The following is an 18,895-nucleotide window of genomic DNA, read 5'->3' as shown; positions in this document are numbered from 1 at the left end:
ACCGGGTGAGTGCTCAGTGCGAGGTCAAGCGCCGCGACGGTGTTGTGACCGACCTTCGTCCTCGTCCTCGTCGTCGTCCTCATAGAGGTCGGCGTACCGAGAGTAGAGATCGTCCTCGTCATGCTCATCGTCCTCGAACGGCTCGCCGTTCGGCGGCTGGCTCGAAGTAGATGCGCCCAGTTCACTGGCCAGACGCGACAGATCAGTCCCACCGCTGTTGTACTTCAGCTGGCGGGCGACCTTCGTCTGCTTGGCCTTGGCCCGGCCGCGCCCCATGGCTCGACCCCCTCGGTGACGGGGCTCGACGGCCCCAGAGTCTGACACGCGTTCATGATCCGGAACGGACCCTCCGCAGAGAGGCCGGTCCGTAGGGCTTCCACGGTACCTGAGCCCGCGCCCATACGGTACGTCGCCCGCAGCACGCGCGTGTGCACAGGACCCTCGAGGCGCCCTGTCCTCGCTGGTCAATGGCGATTTTAACCACTTATCGGGGTACGACCCGCCGGAGGAAGTGAGAGTTCTCTCGAAGTTCCCGCCGGCGGGTACCGCTCACCTGTGCGATCGGACGTCCGATCGCCGTTCCTCAGCGTGCCGCGCGGGCGTCTGCCATCCGCTGTTCGGCGATCCGGTCGGCCGCGGCGGCCGGCGGAATCCCGTCATCCTTCGCACGTGCGAATATGGCCAGCGTGGTGTCGAAGATCTTCGCCGCCTTCAGCTTGCACCGGTCGAAGTCGAACCCGTGCAGTTCGTCGGCCACCTGGATGACCCCGCCGGCGTTCACCACGTAGTCCGGCGCGTAGAGGATCCCGCGGTCGGCGAGGTCCTTCTCCACGCCCGGGTGGGCGAGCTGGTTGTTGGCCGCGCCGCACACCACCTGCGCGGTGAGCACCGGCACGGTGTGGTCGTTCAGGGCGCCGCCGAGGGCGCACGGGGCGTAGATGTCGAGACCGCCGACGTGGGCGCCACGGATCAGCGCCTCGGTGTCGGCGACGGCCGTGACACCTTCGGGGTACTGGTCGACGATCCGCTGGACGGCGTCCGCGCGCACGTCCGTGACGACGACCTCGGCGCCCTCCTCGCGCAGATGCCGGACCAGGTGGTGGCCGACCTTGCCGACACCGGCGATGCCGACCTTGCGCCCGCGCAGCGACGGGTCGCCCCACAGGTGCTGGGCGGAGGCGCGCATGCCCTGGTAGACGCCGAAGGCGGTGAGCACGGAGGAGTCGCCGGCCCCGCCGTTCTCGGGGGAGCGGCCGGTGGTCCAGCGGCACTCGCGGGCCACCACGTCCATGTCGGCGACGTAGGTGCCGACGTCGCACGCGGTGACGTAGCGCCCGCCGAGGGAGGCGACCATGCGCCCGTAGGCGAGGAGCAGTTCCTCGGTCTTGTCGCGCTCCGGGTCGCCGATGATCACGGCCTTGCCGCCGCCGTGGTCCAGCCCGGCCATGGCGTTCTTGTACGACATCCCGCGCGCGAGGTTGAGGGCGTCGGCGACGGCCTCGGCCTCGTTCGCGTACGGGTAGAAGCGGGTGCCGCCGAGGGCCGGGCCCAGGGCGGTGGAGTGGATGGCGATCACGGCCTTCAGGCCGGTTGCGCGGTCCTGGCAGAGCACGACCTGCTCATGGCCGCCCTGGTCCGAGTGGAACAGGGTGTGCAGGACATCAGCAGGTGCGCCGGTTACGTCGGTCACTGTGGTGACTCCTGTGTAAATAGCGGCGGGTGGGGCTCAGCGCCCGTGCGGGTGGCGGGTGCCGTGGCATGAGCGTAGAGCCTCGGCATGACCACCATCCGCGCAGTGTTCAGGATCACTCTTGCGCGCCGTCCGCGCACGCATGATCGTGGCACGATTTGCAGTGGTTTCGAGGCGGATCCGATGGGGAGGGAGCAGGCGTGCCCAAGGTGTCCTCCGTGGTCGTCCCTTATGCGGCGTACCTGCGCGTGTACGAGCCGCTGGGCGCCTTCCCGGAGCCGGAGCGCGGCCACTGGGCGCGCTACGCCCGCCGCCCCGACCGCCCCTCCTACCAGGACGAACTGCGCCGTTCGCTCGCCGACCTGCTGCCCATCCCGCCGATCGCGGTACCGGTGCACGAGAGCGGGGACGCCTTCGTGCTGGAGGTCGACGGCGTGACCTGTGTGTGCCCCTGGCGGACGCGGCTGCGCGGCTGGCAGGCCCTCGACGCGCTCGAGGAGGAACTGCCCGAGCCGGTGCTGGACGCGGTGCTGCCGCCGGTGGTGCGCCGCCAGGCCGCCCAGGACTACGAGCGCTGGCTGGCCCGCAACCCCGATGCCCGCCCCTGGATCCGCACGGCGACCTGGCAGGTGCCGCTGAACTGGTTCGTGCTGGTCTCCGACGAGGAGCGCCGGTACGACAAGGGGACCGCCGAGGTGCCCCCCGTGCTGCGCTACCGCACGCCCATGGTGCAGGCCCGCCGCCGGGTGGCGCGGGCGCTGCGCACACTGAAGGAGACCGTCGAGGAGGGCCCGCTGATCGACGGGCTGGTGGACGTCGGCCGCTGGCTGGAGGAGTTCCACCCGCGCTCGCTGGTGGAGCTGGACTACGGCGGCCTGGTGCATGTGCTGCCGGCCGGTGAGCTGGAGGGCGATCACTCGGCGGCGGATGTGGCCGAGGGCGTCGAGGCGCTGCGCCAGGGCGACGGAGCGGCGGCCGGAGAGGCCTACGGGCGGCTCGTGGAGCGGTGGCGGGCGGCACGGGACCGTCGTTCGGCCAACTGACGAACTGACGTTTCAACAGAAACGCCGAAATAGTGACCTGGGTCACGGCTGAGACGGCGTCGAACAGCGTACGGTCAAGGGCACTTCACCAGCTGACGGGGCGTTGGCCCCGATCCGGGCTTTTGCGTCAGGGGTGGCTGAAGCGTGACGGACCGCACGTACTGGGCCCTTGCGCCTCTTCCCCCTCCTCATGCCAAAATAGGACAAGGAGTCCGGGGGAGGACTCCATCCGCCCAACTATGCTCCGTTGTGGGCGGAATCTCAGCATTGCACGCTTTGGGGGGTCTGGTGACTCCTGATCGCCGCTGTGACTGATCGTCACACTGGCGTGACTGTCCGCTATGGCATGGTCCATCGGCTTCCGTCGCTGATGAACACCTGGGAGGGCAATTCCATCGGTTTGGCCGACGCGGCTGGACAGATGGTGTAGTTGTAGTGCCGAGGACAAGCCGTTCGTCCTATAACCGACTCGACTCGCGTCCGCCATTTCGGGCAACGCGGGTCAAGGTGCAGAATTTAGAGGAAAGAACCGAGAAGGTTCGGTTCTCCCGAGGAGGCCGCTCATGACCGCTCGCACCCCTGATGCCGAGCCGCTGCTGACCCCGGCTGAGGTCGCCACCATGTTCCGCGTCGACCCCAAGACGGTCACGCGGTGGGCGAAGGCCGGCAAGCTCACTTCCATCCGTACGCTCGGCGGGCACCGCCGCTACCGCGAGGCCGAGGTCCGCGCTCTGCTCGCGGGCATCCCGCAGCAGCGCAGCGAGGCCTGAACAACTGAATATCGGGCGATACGGCTGGTCCCCCAACCTGTCGAGGCGCCCGGAACCCTAGCTCCAAGCGACGCGGGACCTGCCCCAACAGGCCCCTCGCCCAGGCCGAAGAGAACGTTGTAGGCAGCGACACAGGGTGCGTCGTAGATCGCGCTGGACTCCGCCGAGTCCAGCGCGATCTTTTTTGTGCGCCGGCCGGGGCTGTGCGGGCCCTCTGTGAGCGGGCTTGTCGGAGTCTGGGGAGGGGTGTCGGAAGCTTTGTGCGTGACCTCTGAACGAGGTGCAATTGCACATATTAAATTGACCAGTTGTATGACGAGGGTAAATGCCACCCCTGCAAAAAGTCATGCAGTGACTCCCGTCACACACTCGGGCGCTTGTTGCCCGTGGCTCCGGTGCGCTAGAGGAGGCATGTGTTCCAGCGTCCCGTGCCCCGACGGGGGTTGGCGTCGGCATGGATCACCTGCTCGGGGAACTTTCGTCCTCGACGGTCTCCTCGTCGGCGTCCTGGGGCTGGGTGCCGGCGTCCATCGCCAGCCGCAGCAGGCGATGGCAGACGGGACAGTGGCGGGTGAGGTGCCCGAAGGACGAGGCGGCCGCAAGATGCGCCCTCAGGAGCGCCCGCGTCTCGTGCCTGGCCGTTGCCGCCATACGCCACCTCCAGGGGCCGCACAGGAGGAAGGGCCCTGTCTTCTGGGTACCGACGGAATGGGGCGTCGTCAAGGCCGCGATCGGCGGTGCGGGGCTGTGGCGGCAACAGCAGAAGGGCCCCCATGCGGGGGCCCTTCTCTTTCTGCGGTCCTGACGGGATTTGAACCCGCGGCCTCCACCTTGACAGGGTGGCGAGCACTCCAAACTGCTCCACAGGACCAGGTTTCGCGGCGCTCGACTTGCTGTGTGGCGCTGCGAGAAGAGACTGTACAGGAGGGTGGGCCGCCTGGTCGAACTCACCCCCCGTACACGAATGGTTACGGGACCGCCGCGTCGATCGCCTTCACGATCCGCTTGTCGGAGACCGGGTACGCCGTGCCCAGCGCGTGGGCGAAATAGCTGACCCGCAGCTCCTCGATCATCCAGCGGATGTCCAGGACCGGGGCGGGGACCGGCCGGCCCTGGGGGAGTTGTTCCAGGAGCCAGGCGTACTCGTCCTGCATCTCGTGGACCTTCTCCATGCGCGTGGTGTCCCGCTGGACGCTCGTCGGCATCTGCTGCAGCCGCCGGTCGGCGGCCACCAGGTAGCGCATGAGGTCGGGGAGGCGCCGTATGCCGGCCCAGGTCACGAAACCGGGCTTCACCAGGGCGTCCAGCTGCTTGCGGACGTCCGTCAGGTTCGCGAGCAGCACCGGGCTGCGCACGGCCTTCAGACGGCGCTCACAGGCCTGCCAGGCCGCCAGGACCTGCTGTACCTGGCCGACCGTACGGACCGTCGTGTCCACGATCTCCGCGCGCACCTTGTCGTACAGCTTCCGGTACGACTCCTCGTCCCAGGCCGGCCCGCCGAAGTCCCCGATCAGCTTGTCGGCCGCGGCCATCGCGCAGTCGTCGAACAGGGCCTGCACGGAGCCGTGCGGGTTGGCCGACAGGGCGAGCTTCTGGGCGTTCGTCAGCTTCTCCGAGGCGAACTTCGCCGGGTTCACCGGGATGTTCCGCAGGATCAGGCGACGGGTGCCCTTCCACATGGCCTCGGCCTGTTCCGGTTCGGTGTCGAAGAGTCGGACCGAGACCGTGTCACCGTCGTCCACCAGCGCCGGGTACGCCTTGACCGGCTGGCCGGCCCGGCGGGTCTCGAAGACGCGGGTGAGCGTGCCGATCGTCCAGTCGGTCAGGCCCTCGCGTTCCAGCGACTCGCCGCCCTCCCGGGACGCGGTCGCGGCCGCCGCCTGGGAGAGGGCCTCGCGCGCCTTGGGCTTCAGGCGCAGTTTCAGCACCTGGAGGTCCTTGTCCTCGGCCAGCTTGCGGCGCCGCTCGTCAACGATGCGGAAGGTGATCTTCAGATGGTCGGGGACCTTGGCCCAGTCGAAGTCGTCCGCCTCGAAGGGGACGCCGACCATGCGCTTCAGCTCGCGGGCCATCGTCACGGTGAGCGGTTCCTGGAGGGGCACCGCCTTCTCCAGGAACGCCTTCGCGTAGTTCGGCGCGGGCACGTAGTTGCGGCGGACCGGCTTCGGGAGGGTGCGGATCAGCTCCGTCACCACCTCCTCGCGCAGGCCCGGGATCTGCCAGTCGAAGCCCTCGTCCGTGACCTGGTTGAGGACCTGGAGGGGGATGTGCACGGTCACGCCGTCGGCGTCCGCGCCCGGCTCGAACTGGTACGTCACGCGGAACTTCAGCGGACCCTGCCGCCAGGTGTCCGGGTAGTCGGCCTTGGTGACCGCCTCCGCCGACTCCCGGATGAGCATCTCCCGCTCGAAGTCCAGGAAGTCCGGCTGCTCCTGCCGCTTCCGCTTCCACCAGGAGTCGAAGTGCGCACCCGAGACGACGTGTTCGGGCACCCGCTGGTCGTAGAAGTCGAACAGCGTGTCGTCGTCGACCACGATGTCCCGGCGCCGGGCCCGGTGCTCCAGCTCCTCGACCTCGCTGAGGAGTCTGCGGTTGTCGGCGAAGAACTTGTGGTGCGTGCGCCAGTCGCCCTCGACCAGCGCGTTGCGGATGAACAGCTCCCGGCTGACCTCGGGATCGATACGGCCGTAGTTCACCTTCCGCTGGGCGACGATCGGGACGCCGTACAGCGTGACCCTCTCGTACGCCATCACGGCCGCCTGGTCCTTCTCCCAGTGCGGCTCGCTGTACGTCCGCTTGAGGAGGTGACCGGCGAGCGGCTCGACCCACTCGGGTTCGATCTTGGCGTTGACCCGGGCCCAGAGACGGCTCGTCTCCACCAGCTCCGCCGACATGACGAACTTCGGCTGCTTCCTGAACAGCGCCGAGCCCGGGAAGATCGCGAACTTGGCGTTGCGGGCGCCCAGGTACTCGTTCTTGTTGCCCTCCTTCACGTCCTTCATCCCGATGTGGGAGAGCAGGCCGGCGAGGAGGGAGACGTGGATGCGGTCGGCGGGGGCGTCGTTCTCGTCGAGATGGATGCCCATCTGCTTGGCGACCGTGCGCAACTGGCTGTAGATGTCCTGCCACTCGCGGATGCGCAGGAAGTTCAGGTACTCCTGCTTGCACATCCGGCGGAAGGAGCTGGAGCCGCGCTCCTTCTGCTGCTCGCGGATGTACCGCCACATGTTCAGGTACGCCAGGAAGTCGCTGGTCTCGTCCTTGAAGCGGGCGTGCTGCTGGTCGGCCTGGGCCTGCTTCTCCGCCGGGCGCTCGCGCGGGTCCTGGATGGACAGCGCGGCGGCGATCACCATGACCTCGCGGACGCAGCCGTTCTTGTCGGCTTCCAGGACCATACGGGCCAGGCGCGGGTCGACGGGCAGCTGGGCGAGCTTCCGGCCGGTGTCGGTGAGCCGCTTGCGGACGTCCGTCTGCGTGGGGTCCAGCGCGCCCAGTTCCTGGAGCAGTTGCACGCCGTCGCGGATGTTGCGGTGGTCCGGCGGGTCGATGAAGGGGAACTTCTCGATGTCACCGAGGCCGGCGGCGGTCATCTGCAGGATGACGGAGGCGAGGTTCGTCCGGAGGATCTCCGCGTCCGTGAACTCCGGGCGGGCGAGGAAGTCGTCCTCGCTGTAGAGGCGGACGCAGATGCCGTCGGACGTACGGCCGCAGCGGCCCTTGCGCTGGTTGGCGCTGGCCTGGGAGATCGGTTCGATGGGCAGCCGCTGGACCTTGGTGCGGTGGCTGTAGCGGCTGATCCGGGCGAAGCCGGGGTCGATCACGTACTTGATGCCGGGGACGGTCAGCGAGGTCTCGGCGACGTTGGTCGCCAGCACGATCCTGCGCCCGGTGTGCGGCTGGAACACCCGGTGCTGCTCGGCGTGCGAGAGCCGGGCGTACAGGGGGAGCACCTCGGTGAATCTGTACTTCTTCTTCTCCAGGGCGTCCGCGGTGTCCCGGATCTCCCGCTCGCCGGAGAGGAAGACGAGGATGTCGCCCTTGCCCTCCGCCATCAGCTCCTCGACGGCGTCGGTGATGGCGGTGATCTGGTCACGGTCGGCGTCCTCGGTGTCCTCCTCCAGGAGGGGCCGGTAGCGCACCTCCACCGGATACGTCCGGCCGCTGACCTCGACGATCGGGGCGTCGCCGAAGTGCCGGGAGAAGCGCTCGGGGTCGATGGTCGCCGAGGTGATGACGACCTTCAGGTCCGGCCGCTTCGGGAGCAGCTGGGCGAGATAACCGAGCAGGAAGTCGATGTTGAGGGACCGCTCGTGGGCCTCGTCGATGATGATCGTGTCGTAGGCGCGCAGCTCGCGGTCGGTCTGGATCTCGGCGAGCAGGATGCCGTCCGTCATCAGCTTGATGAAGGTCGCGTCCTGGTTCACCTGGTCGGTGAAGCGGACCTTCCAGCCGACGGCCTCGCCGAGCGGGGTCTTCATCTCCTCCGCGACCCGCTCGGCGACGGTACGGGCGGCGATACGGCGGGGCTGGGTGTGGCCGATCATGCCCCGGACGCCGCGCCCCAGCTCCAGGCAGATCTTCGGGATCTGTGTCGTCTTTCCGGAACCGGTCTCACCGGCGACGATGACGACCTGGTGATCGCGGATGGCGGCCGCGATCTCGTCCTTCTTCTGGCTGACGGGCAGCTGCTCGGGGTACGTGATCGAGGGCACGACGGAGCGCCGCTCGGCCATGCGGGCCTCGGCCTTGGCGACCTCGGCGTCGATCTCGGCGAGGACGGCGGCGCGGGCTTCCGGCTTACGGATCTTGCGCGCGCCCTCGAGCCGCCGGCCGAGCCGATGCGCGTCGCGCAGCGACAGCTCGGTCAGTCGGGGGGCGAGGGTGCCGAGGGCGGGGGCGGGATGCGTAGACATACGCGGTCCAGGATCTCACCCCCTTCGAAAAACACGCGAACGATTTGACCGGCCGACCCGAAGGGGCGCGCAGCCGTGCCGATGTGCGGCTCCGCCGCGTCGCTCAGCGAGAGGGGTACACGTTGAATGACCTAACGTGCACCCTATGTCCGATTTGCCGCACGGAGAACACGGCCGGCCCCCGACCCGGGCGGAGCGCTTCGCGGCGTTCCGGGACTCCCCCTTCTTCCCCGCGACGGTCCTGCTGCTGATCCTCGCCGCCGCTGCCGGTCTCTTCGCCGGTTCCTACACGTACGCCATGGCCAACCCGACCCCGCACAGCATTCCCACCGCCGTGACCGGCGCCTACGACGAGCCGACCGCGCGGCGCTTCATCGGGGGGATGGAGCAGGCCCTGGACGCCTCACTCAAGCTGCACCCGTACGGCAGCCGTCGGGCGGCGGTGCGCGCGGTGGACGAACAGAGGGAGTTCGCGGTGTTCGAGGCGCCTGCCGACGGCCGGGTGATCACCCTGGACGTGTCCGGGGCGTCCGGGGCGACGGTCGCCCAGGTGCTCGGCGAGGCGGCGGTGAAGGTGAGCAAGGCCACGGGCACACCCGTGGTGGTCCACGACCTCAAGCCGCTGCAGAAGGGCGACCCGCGAGGCCTGGCCATCTTCTACATCTCACTCGCGGCCGTGATCATCGGCTTCGTCGGAGCCATCCAGCTCAGCGTTCACGCGCGGGCGCTGAACCCCCTGGAACGCATCGCCTTCACCGCCGCCTACGCCCTGCTCGGCGGGTTCGTGATCGCCGCGGTGGTGGACTGGCTGCTGGGGGCGCTCACGCTGCCGTTCGTGGAGTCCTGGCTGATCCTCGCCCTGACGATGTTCACCTCCGGCATGGTGTTCACGATGTTCAACACCCTCGTCGGACGCTGGGCCATGCTGCCGACGTGGGGCCTGATGGTGCTGCTGGGCAACCCCTCGTCCGGCGGTGCCGTCTCCTGGCCACTGCTGCCGTCCCCGCTCGGCACGATCGGCCGCTGGCTGCCGCCCGGCGCCTCGGTCAACGCCCAGCACACCGCGGTGTACTTCCGGGGCCACCAGCACGCCTTTCCGTTCCTGGTGCTGGCGGGCTGGGCGATCGTCTCCTGCGCGCTTCCTGATCTGGCGGCACCGGCACGCGGGCGGCCGCCCGGCATGATCCAAACGAGAGGCCCTATGAGCTGCGCTGGGCGGGCGGCGCCGCGGCAGCGGGCGCTGTGGGGGACGCGGTGCGCTGCCGGGCGAAGCCGTCGCCCAAGGCGATCGACTTCGCGGTGTTGGAGACGGCCTTGATGCCGAGGTAGGCGGTGGTCATGCCGCTGACCGCGGTGAAGGCGGCGGTGAGCACACCGACGATCACGGCCTTGTCACCGTCGAGTCGCCATACCCCGAAGATCGCGACTCCGGCGATGGCGAGATTGCTGATGACGACCGCGAGCAGGCCGTACCGCGCTCGCTTCTTCTCCAGTTCGGTGTCCCAAGCCTCCACCGCTGCCCCCCTGAAGCCGCTCCATACGACGAAGGCCCCGTTCGTCGAACGGGGCCTTCTGGCTGTGGCTGGGGCCGGGGTCGAACCGGCGACCTTCCGCTTTTCAGGCCGTGTCCTGACGGGGCGTCGCCTGATCGTACGGGCCAGCGGCACCCTGGGCTAGCTGGGGTTGTGTGCTGGTGTTGGCGTACGGGTTGGCGTACGCCTGGCCCTTCGCTCTCTCCGATCGATGCTGGCAGCGAGCGTGAGTCGTTTCACGCATCTTCCAGTAGGAGTGCGCCCCGACGCTTCTGTCCCGCCGAGGGCTGCCACCAGGCAGCGTCAGTCGTTTCACGCTGCCTTGACTGAGGCCGCTCGCAGGTCGCGGCACCGTACGCACCAACGCATTGCATTGCAATGCCAATGGCTTACGATGCAGGGGACCCCGTAAGTCTTGAGAGGCAACGAGGGGCCCAACGCTGTTGCAGCAGCGTCAGGCCCCGGTGGGGTGCAAGTCACGAGCCCGGCCGATTCCATCGCGGTCGGGCTCTTTGCTGAGCCCACCGACGGGTTCGCTGTGCCTCTGATCAAGACCAGAGGTTCCGCACCACTTCCTTGATGACCACGGCCATCACTGGCATCCAGTCGATCAGCGCCTGCTTGAGTGACAGACGGCGTTCGCACCGCATGCAGTGATTGCCGGAAGGAGTCTCCTCGGTCACCTAGTGCCCCTCCTTTCGGACCCAGAAGGTGGTCCTGAGCATGGCCCAGGAGTTCGCCTCTCACCGAGACGAACGACTCAGTGGGACCTCTGGAGAGGAACTGGCAACAAGCATAGGCGCGTTGGGGCCGGTCGAGGGCGGTAGAGGCTGAGCCCGCCACAACTTGGGGGGTCTGCAAATCACCTAAAGCCGGATCATACTGCCGTAATTTAAGAGAAGTTATGCGTGTAAGGGCGCTACGCCGGGTGGCCGGTAGTCGCTCGTTGGTCACCACGCTTCACGACGGCCTTCAACTCCTACTGCGCCAAGGCGGGACTCGGCTCCCTGCCCGACATCGTTCTGACCCGCTCGGTCATCGTGCGCATGCGCAAGCGCGCCCCCAACGAGAAGGCCGAGCCCTATCGCCAGCGCATCCACGAGAAGCAAGGACACGCCCTGCGTGACCGCCTGGCCAAGTGGGGCGACACCGTCCGCGACCGCGTCGTGGGCGCCTGGCCCGAGATGCCCGACGGCGTCACCGACCGGCCAGCGGACGTATGGGCCCCTGCTGGCCGTCACCGACGCGGCTGGCGGCCCCTGGCCCGGACGGGCCCGTGCCGCCTGCCTGGAACTGGTCAACGCAGCCCACGACAAGGATGAAGCATCCCTCGGAGTCCAGCTGCTGACCGACCCTGCGCGACAAGGTGTTCTGCGGTGAGGAGCGCATGCCCACCGCCGCCATCCTCGAATGCCTGCTCGCCATGGACGACGCCCCATGGGGCGACCTGGACGACAAGCCGATCAACTCCCGCACCCTCGCCCGCATGCTCAGCCAGTACGTCACCCCGGCCGACAAGCCGATCTACCCGCGCGGCATCCGCACCCCGGCCGGCACCCCAAGGGTTACTACGCGGAGGACAGGCACAGGCGCGGGCCGCCGCCGGCTGGAAGGAACAGGGGCTGGTCTTCACCTCCCGAATTGGTACCCCGCTGGAGCCGGACAATCTGCGGCGGAACTGGGACCCGCTCCGCAAGCGACTCGGGCTGGAGATCCGCTTCCATGATCTACGTCACTCGGCCGTCTCACTTCTGCTTGGCCTGGGAGTGCCGCCCCACATCGTCCGGCAGATCGTGGGGCACAGCGACATCGGAGTGACCATGAAGGTCTGTGCACACGCCTCCCTGCACGAACAGCGCAAGGCGCTCCGGAAGCTCGGGGACAGCCTGGCTTAGGAGGCGCGTGCTGCCGATGCAGAGGGCCGCATCCCGCTGGAGTCTCCCTCGCGTTCCATTAGACCAGCCGTGTGGTTCGAGCCAAACGCACGCTTCGTTGGTTGCGATTGTTGCGATTATTGCGGATACTTCTACTAGTGAGACAGCGCTGATCATCACTAAAGGAATCCGCCACCTACCACCACCTCACGACGGAGGAGCCTGATGTCGCCGCCAACGACCAGGGCCCTGTCGTCCCCAGCCGGCCATCGCGCCAACGATGACCGGGCTGTTACTGCCCTAACGAAAGTGGGTCCCTCCCGTCGCCGCCGCCATGGCTACGGCACCCGCTCTCGTCGCCAGCCCGCCACCGCGCCAACGGTGGCGGACTCTTGGCGCCCGACACTCGCAGCTAGGGGCGCGCAATGACCAAGATTGATCTTCGTCCGGTGAAGCTGCCGGATGACAAGCAGGAAACGGCGAACCACGCCCTAGAGCGGGTTCGGACGTACCTGGCTGAGCACCAGAACGCATCGCAGATTCGAGTCAACGTTCAAGACGGAGGTGAGCGTGAGCCCCTGGACCTGCCTCGTGAGGTTGTAGAACTCCTCGCGACACTTCTCGCACACCTCGGTGCCGGTCGGGCCGTCTCCATCGTCCCGTCCGACGCCGAACTCACGACCCAGCAAGCCGCCGACATGCTCAATGTGTCCCGCCCGTTCCTCATCGGCCTACTAGATGCCGGCGAGATTGAGTACAGGACCGTTGGCACTCACCGCAGGATCACTGCGTCGTCTCTGCTGGCTTACCAGCGCAACGACGACCACCGTCGCCGACTGGTGGCTGATGAGCTAACCCAGCTCGGCCAGGAGATGGGAATGAGCTAGGACATGGCTTTCATCGCCGTCTACGACGCCAACGTTCTGTACCCAAGCACCTTGCGTGACGTCTTGATCCGCGTGGCGCAGGTTGGCTTGGTGCAGGCGAAGTGGACGGACCAGATCCTCGACGAGACCTTCCGTAATCTGAAGGAGAAGCGACCTGACCTGGACCCGAGCAAGCTAGATCGGACGCGGGAGCTGATGGCTGGCTCGATTCGGGACGTGCTGATCAAGGGGCATGAGCCACTGATCGACGTTCTCGACCTACCGGACCGCGATGATCGCCATGTCCTTGCAGCCGCAATCCGGGCAAAAGCGCAGGTCATCGTCACTTTCAACCTGAGGGACTTCCCCACGGACAAGCTCTCTCCGTGGGACGTTCAGGCTGTTCATCCTGATGCCTTCATCGAGGCGCAGGTGGGTCTGTCGCCCCAGCAGGTGTACGGGGCTCTGACGCAGATAGCCGATGCGTGGAAGACCCCCCCGAACGCGGTGGTCGCAGATGTGATCGCCTCGTTGGAGAGGGAGGGCCTCGTGGCGTCGGCAGCGGCGCTGCGAGTCTTGACCTAGGCGGCTACGAGCATGCTGTGCCCCAGTCAGACGTTGGCTGGGGCACAGCCGTGTCAGACCGTTTGATTAGCGCGTTGGCGTACCGGTTGGCGTAGCGGCACGAAAGAGCCCCTCTCCAGTGATGTTGGAGAGGGGCTCATGCCCTGGTCAGGGCTGCGGTGGCTGGGGCCGGGGTCGAACCGGCGACCTTCCGCTTTTCAGGCGGACGCTCGTACCAACTGAGCTACCCAGCCACGGTGTTTCACGTGAAACACCAGCGGTCCTGACGGGATTTGAACCCGCGGCCTCCACCTTGACAGGGTGGCGAGCACTCCAAGCTGCTCCACAGGACCAAGCTTGTGTGCAACAGTGTCGCACACGATCTTGCGTGCCCCCAACGGGATTCGAACCCGTGCTACCGCCTTGAAAGGGCGGCGTCCTAGGCCGCTAGACGATGAGGGCTATCGGCCCGCCTGGGCGCTTCTCAGCGCGTCGGGGACGTGAGAAGCATATGGGATGGCGGGGAGTATCGCCAAAACGGTTTACGGAGAGCCGTGGGACGGCGGCCGGGACGGGGTGGCGGACCGCCCGGCGGACCGGGTGGCAGACGGCGTCGGGCCCGGGGTCCGCTCGGGACCGTTCTCGTCTGCCAGATGACGGCTGACCTCGGCCGTTGTCAGGCCCAGACCGCCCAGCTCGATGGCGTCCCAGGCCTGGAGACGGCGGCTGTCGCGGTCGAAGTAGAGGATCGAGGCCTGGATGGGGGCGGGGTACTGGCGCTCCACCGCGCGCAGGCCGCTGCCGCCGGTCGAGCCCTCCATGCGCAGCCGGGTGCCGTACTTCAGCATCTCGGTGCCCTCGTGGTGCAGGTGGCCGCACAGCACCAGGGGGACCTCGCCGTCCGTCTCCCGGGCCGCGGACGGCTCGTGGGCCAGCGCCACGTCCACCGGCCTGCCGGCCGCCCGCTGGTCGTGCAGGGCGCTGGCGAGCCGAGCGCCCGCCAGTTCCTCGGAGGCGTTGCCGCCGGGCACCGCCGAGCGGTCGGGGGTGAACTGGGGGTCGCCCGTCCCCGCGAAGCGCAGGCCGCCGACCGTCTCCGCCCGGCCGTCGTCCAGGACGTGCACGTTCTTCATGCGCTCCAGGTAGCGCTGGGTGCTCCCGGAGTCGTGGTTGCCCCGCACCCAGACGTACGGCACGCCCAGATCGCCGATCGGGTCCAGGAACCCGTTCTCCGCCGCCGTGCCGTGATCCATCGTGTCGCCCGTGTCGACGATCACGTCCACCTTGTACTGCTTCACCAGCGAGGCGACGATCTTCCAGCTCGCCGGGTTGAGGTGGATGTCCGACACATGCAGGACCCGGATGGTGGAGGGGTCGGGCTGGTAGGCCGGGAGCGTGGACGTGACGTCGTAGAGCTTGGTCACGTTCGTCACCAGGCGAGCCAACTCCCGCTGGTAGACGTCGAATTCGGTCACGATGCTGCGCGCGTTGCCGACCACGGAGGGCGCCGAGCTGAGCAGCCCGGAGAACTTCGGTTCCAGGACGGACTTCGGGTTCCAGGTGGCGTACGCCGTCGCGCCCGAGGCGGCCAGCAGGGTGAGGGCCAGGCCGCCGGCCGCGAGGGCCCGGCGCGGGCGGCGGTAGACGGCGAGGCCGAGGGCCGTGGCGCCGGAGACCACGGCGACGCCCGAGCGTACGGCCAGGTCGAGAGTGCCGTGCTCGACGTCGTGGGCGACCTCGTCCTGGAGGCCGGAGAGCCGCTCGGGGTGGTCGACCAGGGCCTGTGAGCGGAGCGGGTCCAGCTGGTCGACGTTGACGTCCAGGCGGACGGGGGCGACATGGCTGTCCAGGGTCAGCGCGCCCAGCGGGGAGATGTTGATCTTCGTGCCGCCGGTGAGGGAGGGGCGCAGCGCCATCGTCGTGTTCATCGGGCCGACCGGGGCCCGCACGTCGCCGACGACCAGCAGGCCCAGCCAGGCGCCGGCCAGGACGACCGCCGTGAGGCCGAGGGCGCGGAGCCACGGGCGGGGGCGCGCGGTGAGTTCCAGGGTGGGCAGTGTGGTTCCGCGGGTGCGGCGTGTGCGGTTCGGGTTCCGGTTCAGCATGCGGTTCAGGGCTGCGACGGGGACGCGGGCCATTGGTCCCGTATGCCCATGTCCCGGCGCGGATATGCGACCGCACGCGCGCGCACCGCCGCCTCGTCCCCGCGCGCACCGGACCCCGTGCCGGCCTCTCGTACCGGACAATGACCCTGTGCTGGAGATGACGCGCGAGGAGTTCGAGGAGCTGGTCGCCGAGGCGCTCGACCGGATCCCGCCGGAGCTGACGCGGCTCATGGACAACGTGGCGGTGTTCGTCGAGGACGAACCGCCCGCCGACGATCCCGAGCTGCTCGGGCTCTACGAGGGGACTCCGCTGACCGACCGGGGCGAGTGGTACGCCGGTGTCCTGCCGGACCGGATCACCGTCTACCGGGGGCCGACGCTCAGGATGTGCGAGACCCGTGCGGACGTCGTCGCGGAAACCGAGGTGACCGTGGTGCACGAGATCGCCCACCACTTCGGTATCGACGACGCCCGGCTGCATGCCCTCGGCTACGGTTGAGCGTTCGATTCGAACGCGGCGCGTGTCCTCTTGCGGGCGGCGGGAGTTGGGGAGGTTGACTCCTTTCCTTGTCCCCGGAGGTGGCCGCCGTGCGCCCCTTGTACGTATCCGTCCGTCTGGCCGTCACGGTGCTGGCCGTCGCCGCTGCCGCCGGCTGTGTGAACGTGGGGGACGACGCGGGCCGGGCCAGGCCCGCGCACTCGGCGGGGCAGCGCGGCGGTGAGGCACCGGACGGTGGCCCGGTGGGCGGCGGCGCCGGCGTCGGGCACGACGGTGCGGCGGCCGACGGCAAGCACGGGCACCGCGGCAAGGCGAAGCCGGGGAAGTCGGCCTCGGCGTCGGCCACGCCGTCCGGTGAGGGCAGCGCGTCCACGGCGTCGGCGAAGCCGGGGAAGACCGTCAAGCCGGGTGATCCGGCGCCGACGGAGGAACAGCCGACGCCCCCGCCCACCTCCGCCCCGCCCGAGCCGCCGGCCTCCACCCCGCCGCCGCCCGCCTCGGAACCGCCGTCGGCCGAGCCGTCCTCGTCGGCGCACGAGGAGACGGGGCCGCAGCTGGTCCAGCGGGAGCCGGCGCCCGCTGCGGGCGTGGCGGCGTGATCCCCGGGGTGCGGTGGGTCCCCGGAAAGTGTCATGAGCTGCGACTATGAGGTCCCGTTTGCCTTCAGAGGTGGTGGGTGCGTATGGTGGTAGATCGTTTGATCCCCTTTGCCCGGCGCCAACGCAGAGCGCGCCGTGTGGCGCGTACTCTCCTTTGCCGTGGCGGACCGCATTGAGGCGGTCGTGAGCGAAACACGGAGTTGACGGGCGCGTGCCGAAGAGACTCCGGAAGGTTTCCCATTCGCATGTCCGTGTCCAGTACTGACCAGATCGTCGTGTCCGAGAACGAGAACGAACTCACCGACGTGACGACCGAGGTCATCGAGGCCCCCGAGGCCGCTGACACCCCCCAGACCACCTTTGCCGACCTCGGCCTCCCCGAGGGCATCGTGCGCAAGCTCGCACAGAACGGCGTCACCACCCCCTTCCCGATCCAGGCCGCGACCATCCCGGACGCCCTGACCGGCAAGGACATCCTGGGCCGAGGCCGCACCGGCTCCGGCAAGACCCTCTCCTTCGGTCTGCCGACCCTGGCCAGCCTGGCCGGCGGCCGCACCCAGAAGCACAGGCCCCGCGCGGTCATCCTCACCCCGACCCGCGAGCTGGCCATGCAGGTCGCCGACGCCCTCCAGCCGTACGGTGACGTCCTCGGCCTGAAGATGAAGGTCGTCTGCGGCGGCACCTCGATGGGCAACCAGATCTACGCCCTGGAGCGCGGCGTCGACGTCCTCGTCGCCACCCCGGGCCGCCTGCGCGACATCATCAACCGCGGCGCCTGCTCCCTGGAGGACGTGCAGATCACCGTCCTCGACGAGGCCGACCAGATGTCCGACCTGGGCTTCCTGCCCGAGGTCACCGAGCTGCTCGACCAGGTCCCGGCCGGCGGCCAGCGCATGCTCTTCTCCGCCACCATGGAGAACGAGATCAAGACCCTCGTCGACCGCTACCTGAACGAGCCCGTCCTGCACGAGGTGGACGCGGCCCAGGGCGCGGTGACGACCATGTCGCACCACATCCTCATCGTGAAGCCCAAGGACAAGGCGCCGGTCACGGCCGCGATCGCCTCCCGCAAGGGCCGCACGATCATCTTCGTCCGCACCCAGCTGGGCGCCGACCGCGTCGCCGAGCAGCTGCGCGATTCCGGCGTGACGGCCGACGCGCTGCACGGCGGCATGACCCAGGGCGCCCGTACCCGCACGCTGGCCGACTTCAAGGACGGCTACGTCAACGTCCTGGTCGCCACCGACGTCGCCGCGCGCGGTATCCACGTCGACGGCATCGACCTGGTCCTGAACGTGGACCCGGCCGGTGACCACAAGGACTACCTGCACCGCGCCGGCCGTACCGCCCGCGCGGGCCGCACCGGCACGGTCGTCTCCCTGTCGCTGCCGCACCAGCGGCGCCAGATCTTCCGCCTCATGGAGGACGCCGGCGTCGACGCGGCCCGCCACATCATCCAGGGCGCCGGCGCCTTCGACCCGGAGGTCGCCGAGATCACCGGCGCCCGTTCCATGACCGAGGTCCAGGCCGAGTCCGCGGGCAACGCCGCCCAGCAGGCCGAGCGCGAGGTCGCCCAGCTCACCAAGGAGCTGGAGCGCGCCCAGCGCCGCGCGGCCGAACTGCGCGAGGAGGCGGACCGCCTGGTCGCCCGGGTCGCCCGTGAGCGCGGCGAGGACCCGGAGACCGCGGTGGCCGAGGCTCAGGCGACCGCCGCCGAGGCCGTGGCCGAAGCCGCCGAGAAGCCGGCGGAGCGCGAGACCGCGCGCGAGGAGCGTCCGGCCGCCTCGGCGCCGTACGAGCGCAAGGAGCGCCGCGGCTTCGACCGCCGGGACGACCGCGGCGAGCGGGGCTTCGAGCGTCGTGACGACCGTGGTGACCGTGGTGGCCGCTCCTTCGAGCGCCGCGACGACCGTCGCCCGTTCGACCGGGACCGCGACCGCGGTGAGCGGGGCTTCGAGCGTCGTGACGACCGTGGAGACCGTGGTGGCCGCTCCTTCGAGCGCCGTGACGACCGTCGTCCGGTCGACCGTGACCGCGACCGCGGTTTCGAGCGCCGTGACGACCGCGGTGACCGTGGTGGCCGCTCCTTCGAGCGTCGTGACGACCGTGGTGACCGTGGTGGCCGCTCCTTCGAGCGCCGTGACGAGCGCCGTCCGGCCGACCGCGACCGTGGTGGCCGTTCCTTCGAGCGTCGTGACGACCGTGGCGGCTTCCGCCGGGACGAGCGCGGCGGGCACCGGGGCAGTGACCGTCCGTTCAACCGCGACCGCCGTGACGACCGTCCGGGCTTCCGCTCCGCCGGCCACGACCGCCCCAACGGCCGGCGTGACGACCACCGCGGCACCGGCTCCTTCGGCCGCCGCGAGGACAAGCCGCGCTGGAAGCGCAACGGCTGACACCCAGTGAGGTGAGGAAGGGCCCGTACGACTTCGGTCGTACG

Annotated in this window: 15 protein-coding genes, 4 tRNA genes and 2 pseudogenes; 10 read left to right on the top strand and 11 right to left on the bottom strand. The window is 69.0% G+C overall.

Going from position 1 to position 18,895, the window contains the following annotated elements; translation table 11 throughout:
- Nucleotides 1–24 precede the first annotated feature (24 nt).
- Together AC07C1_RS09325 and AC07C1_RS09320 are read right to left on the bottom strand one after the other, a co-directional pair.
- Nucleotides 25–276, bottom strand: coding sequence for a DUF3073 domain-containing protein (locus AC07C1_RS09325; protein WP_478938000.1), 252 nt, complete (start codon nucleotides 274–276; stop codon nucleotides 25–27).
- Between the two features lie 307 nt (nucleotides 277–583).
- On the bottom strand, nucleotides 584–1,690 hold the full coding sequence (locus tag AC07C1_RS09320; RefSeq protein WP_478937998.1) for a Leu/Phe/Val dehydrogenase: 1,107 nt from the start codon (nucleotides 1,688–1,690) through the stop codon (nucleotides 584–586).
- Nucleotides 1,691–1,890: 200 nt separating this feature from the next.
- Here AC07C1_RS09320 and AC07C1_RS09315 point away from each other — a divergent pair, with 200 nt between their 5' ends.
- Both AC07C1_RS09315 and bldC read left to right on the top strand, forming a co-directional pair.
- A complete protein-coding gene (locus AC07C1_RS09315) occupies nucleotides 1,891–2,733 on the top strand; it encodes a DUF8083 family protein (RefSeq protein WP_478937997.1) in 843 nt (280 codons plus the stop codon).
- Between the two features lie 563 nt (nucleotides 2,734–3,296).
- Nucleotides 3,297–3,503 (top strand): developmental transcriptional regulator BldC, encoded by a 207-nt coding sequence (gene bldC, locus AC07C1_RS09310; protein ID WP_003949541.1) that lies wholly within the window; start codon nucleotides 3,297–3,299, stop codon nucleotides 3,501–3,503.
- Nucleotides 3,504–3,962: 459 nt separating this feature from the next.
- On the opposite strand, the gene AC07C1_RS09305 is transcribed toward bldC, so the two are convergent.
- The 3 genes from AC07C1_RS09305 to hrpA all read right to left on the bottom strand — a co-directional run bounded on the left by AC07C1_RS09305 (nucleotide 3,963) and on the right by hrpA (nucleotide 8,416).
- On the bottom strand, nucleotides 3,963–4,154 hold the full coding sequence (locus AC07C1_RS09305; protein WP_478937996.1) for a DUF6274 family protein: 192 nt from the start codon (nucleotides 4,152–4,154) through the stop codon (nucleotides 3,963–3,965).
- Nucleotides 4,155–4,299: 145 nt separating this feature from the next.
- Nucleotides 4,300–4,374: transfer RNA gene (locus AC07C1_RS09300), tRNA-Asp, on the bottom strand.
- Nucleotides 4,375–4,471: 97 nt separating this feature from the next.
- Entirely contained in the window at nucleotides 4,472–8,416 is a 3,945-nt protein-coding gene (hrpA, locus tag AC07C1_RS09295) for an ATP-dependent RNA helicase HrpA (protein WP_478937995.1), read from the bottom strand.
- 145 nt (nucleotides 8,417–8,561) lie between these two features.
- Here hrpA and AC07C1_RS09290 point away from each other — a divergent pair.
- Nucleotides 8,562–9,600 (top strand): annotated as a pseudogene (locus tag AC07C1_RS09290) (ABC-2 transporter permease).
- A 15-nt stretch (nucleotides 9,601–9,615) separates the two neighbouring features.
- Here AC07C1_RS09290 and AC07C1_RS09285 read toward each other — a convergent pair.
- Nucleotides 9,616–9,930: a hypothetical protein gene (locus AC07C1_RS09285; protein WP_478937994.1), complete on the bottom strand. Its 315-nt coding sequence runs from the start codon at nucleotides 9,928–9,930 to the stop codon at nucleotides 9,616–9,618.
- Nucleotides 9,931–10,496: 566 nt separating this feature from the next.
- Entirely contained in the window at nucleotides 10,497–10,631 is a 135-nt protein-coding gene (locus AC07C1_RS09280; RefSeq protein ID WP_478937993.1) for a hypothetical protein, read from the bottom strand.
- A gap of 288 nt (nucleotides 10,632–10,919) precedes the next feature.
- On the opposite strand from AC07C1_RS09280, the pseudogene AC07C1_RS09275 reads away from it, so the two are divergent.
- The 4 genes and pseudogenes from AC07C1_RS09275 to AC07C1_RS09260 all read left to right on the top strand — a co-directional run.
- Nucleotides 10,920–11,529, top strand: a pseudogene (locus AC07C1_RS09275) (DUF3631 domain-containing protein); the annotation flags it as partial.
- A 41-nt stretch (nucleotides 11,530–11,570) separates the two neighbouring features.
- Nucleotides 11,571–11,843, top strand: a complete 273-nt coding sequence (locus tag AC07C1_RS09270) for a tyrosine-type recombinase/integrase (RefSeq protein WP_478938405.1) — start codon at nucleotides 11,571–11,573, stop codon at nucleotides 11,841–11,843.
- A gap of 404 nt (nucleotides 11,844–12,247) precedes the next feature.
- Nucleotides 12,248–12,709, top strand: coding sequence for a helix-turn-helix domain-containing protein (locus tag AC07C1_RS09265; RefSeq protein ID WP_478937992.1), 462 nt, complete (start codon nucleotides 12,248–12,250; stop codon nucleotides 12,707–12,709).
- Between the two features lie 3 nt (nucleotides 12,710–12,712).
- Nucleotides 12,713–13,273, top strand: a complete 561-nt coding sequence (locus AC07C1_RS09260) for a VapC50 family PIN domain-containing toxin (protein ID WP_478937991.1) — start codon at nucleotides 12,713–12,715, stop codon at nucleotides 13,271–13,273.
- Nucleotides 13,274–13,432: 159 nt separating this feature from the next.
- On the opposite strand, the gene AC07C1_RS09255 is transcribed toward AC07C1_RS09260, so the two are convergent.
- The 4 genes from AC07C1_RS09255 to AC07C1_RS09240 form a co-directional block, all read right to left on the bottom strand.
- Nucleotides 13,433–13,506, bottom strand: a tRNA-Phe gene (locus AC07C1_RS09255).
- A 24-nt stretch (nucleotides 13,507–13,530) separates the two neighbouring features.
- Nucleotides 13,531–13,605, bottom strand: a tRNA-Asp gene (locus AC07C1_RS09250).
- Between the two features lie 36 nt (nucleotides 13,606–13,641).
- Nucleotides 13,642–13,714: transfer RNA gene (locus AC07C1_RS09245), tRNA-Glu, on the bottom strand.
- Nucleotides 13,715–13,794: 80 nt separating this feature from the next.
- Nucleotides 13,795–15,390, bottom strand: coding sequence for a metallophosphoesterase family protein (locus tag AC07C1_RS09240; RefSeq protein ID WP_478937990.1), 1,596 nt, complete (start codon nucleotides 15,388–15,390; stop codon nucleotides 13,795–13,797).
- Between the two features lie 115 nt (nucleotides 15,391–15,505).
- Here AC07C1_RS09240 and AC07C1_RS09235 point away from each other — a divergent pair, with 115 nt between their 5' ends.
- From AC07C1_RS09235 to AC07C1_RS09225, 3 genes are all read left to right on the top strand, one after another.
- Nucleotides 15,506–15,856 (top strand): metallopeptidase family protein, encoded by a 351-nt coding sequence (locus AC07C1_RS09235; protein ID WP_478937989.1) that lies wholly within the window; start codon nucleotides 15,506–15,508, stop codon nucleotides 15,854–15,856.
- An 89-nt stretch (nucleotides 15,857–15,945) separates the two neighbouring features.
- Nucleotides 15,946–16,455 (top strand): hypothetical protein, encoded by a 510-nt coding sequence (locus AC07C1_RS09230; RefSeq protein WP_478937988.1) that lies wholly within the window; start codon nucleotides 15,946–15,948, stop codon nucleotides 16,453–16,455.
- Nucleotides 16,456–16,700: 245 nt separating this feature from the next.
- A complete protein-coding gene (locus tag AC07C1_RS09225) occupies nucleotides 16,701–18,851 on the top strand; it encodes a DEAD/DEAH box helicase (protein ID WP_478937987.1) in 2,151 nt (716 codons plus the stop codon).
- The last annotated feature ends 44 nt before the right edge of the window (nucleotides 18,852–18,895 follow it).

Source organism: Streptomyces sp. NPDC045022, from assembly GCF_056432605.1.
Note: the sequence above shows the minus strand (reverse complement) of the source record. Positions and strands in the feature narration are given on the sequence as shown.

Coding starts and splice junctions, on each gene's coding strand:
- AC07C1_RS09325 (WP_478938000.1), bottom strand. CDS start 276: ATGGGGCGCGGCCGGGCCAAGGCCAAGCAGACGAAGGTCGCCCGCCAG.
- bldC (WP_003949541.1), top strand. CDS start 3,297: ATGACCGCTCGCACCCCTGATGCCGAGCCGCTGCTGACCCCGGCTGAG.
- AC07C1_RS09305 (WP_478937996.1), bottom strand. CDS start 4,154: ATGGCGGCAACGGCCAGGCACGAGACGCGGGCGCTCCTGAGGGCGCAT.
- hrpA (WP_478937995.1), bottom strand. CDS start 8,416: ATGTCTACGCATCCCGCCCCCGCCCTCGGCACCCTCGCCCCCCGACTG.
- AC07C1_RS09265 (WP_478937992.1), top strand. CDS start 12,248: ATGACCAAGATTGATCTTCGTCCGGTGAAGCTGCCGGATGACAAGCAG.
- AC07C1_RS09260 (WP_478937991.1), top strand. CDS start 12,713: ATGGCTTTCATCGCCGTCTACGACGCCAACGTTCTGTACCCAAGCACC.
- AC07C1_RS09240 (WP_478937990.1), bottom strand. CDS start 15,390: ATGGCCCGCGTCCCCGTCGCAGCCCTGAACCGCATGCTGAACCGGAAC.
- AC07C1_RS09225 (WP_478937987.1), top strand. CDS start 16,701: ATGTCCGTGTCCAGTACTGACCAGATCGTCGTGTCCGAGAACGAGAAC.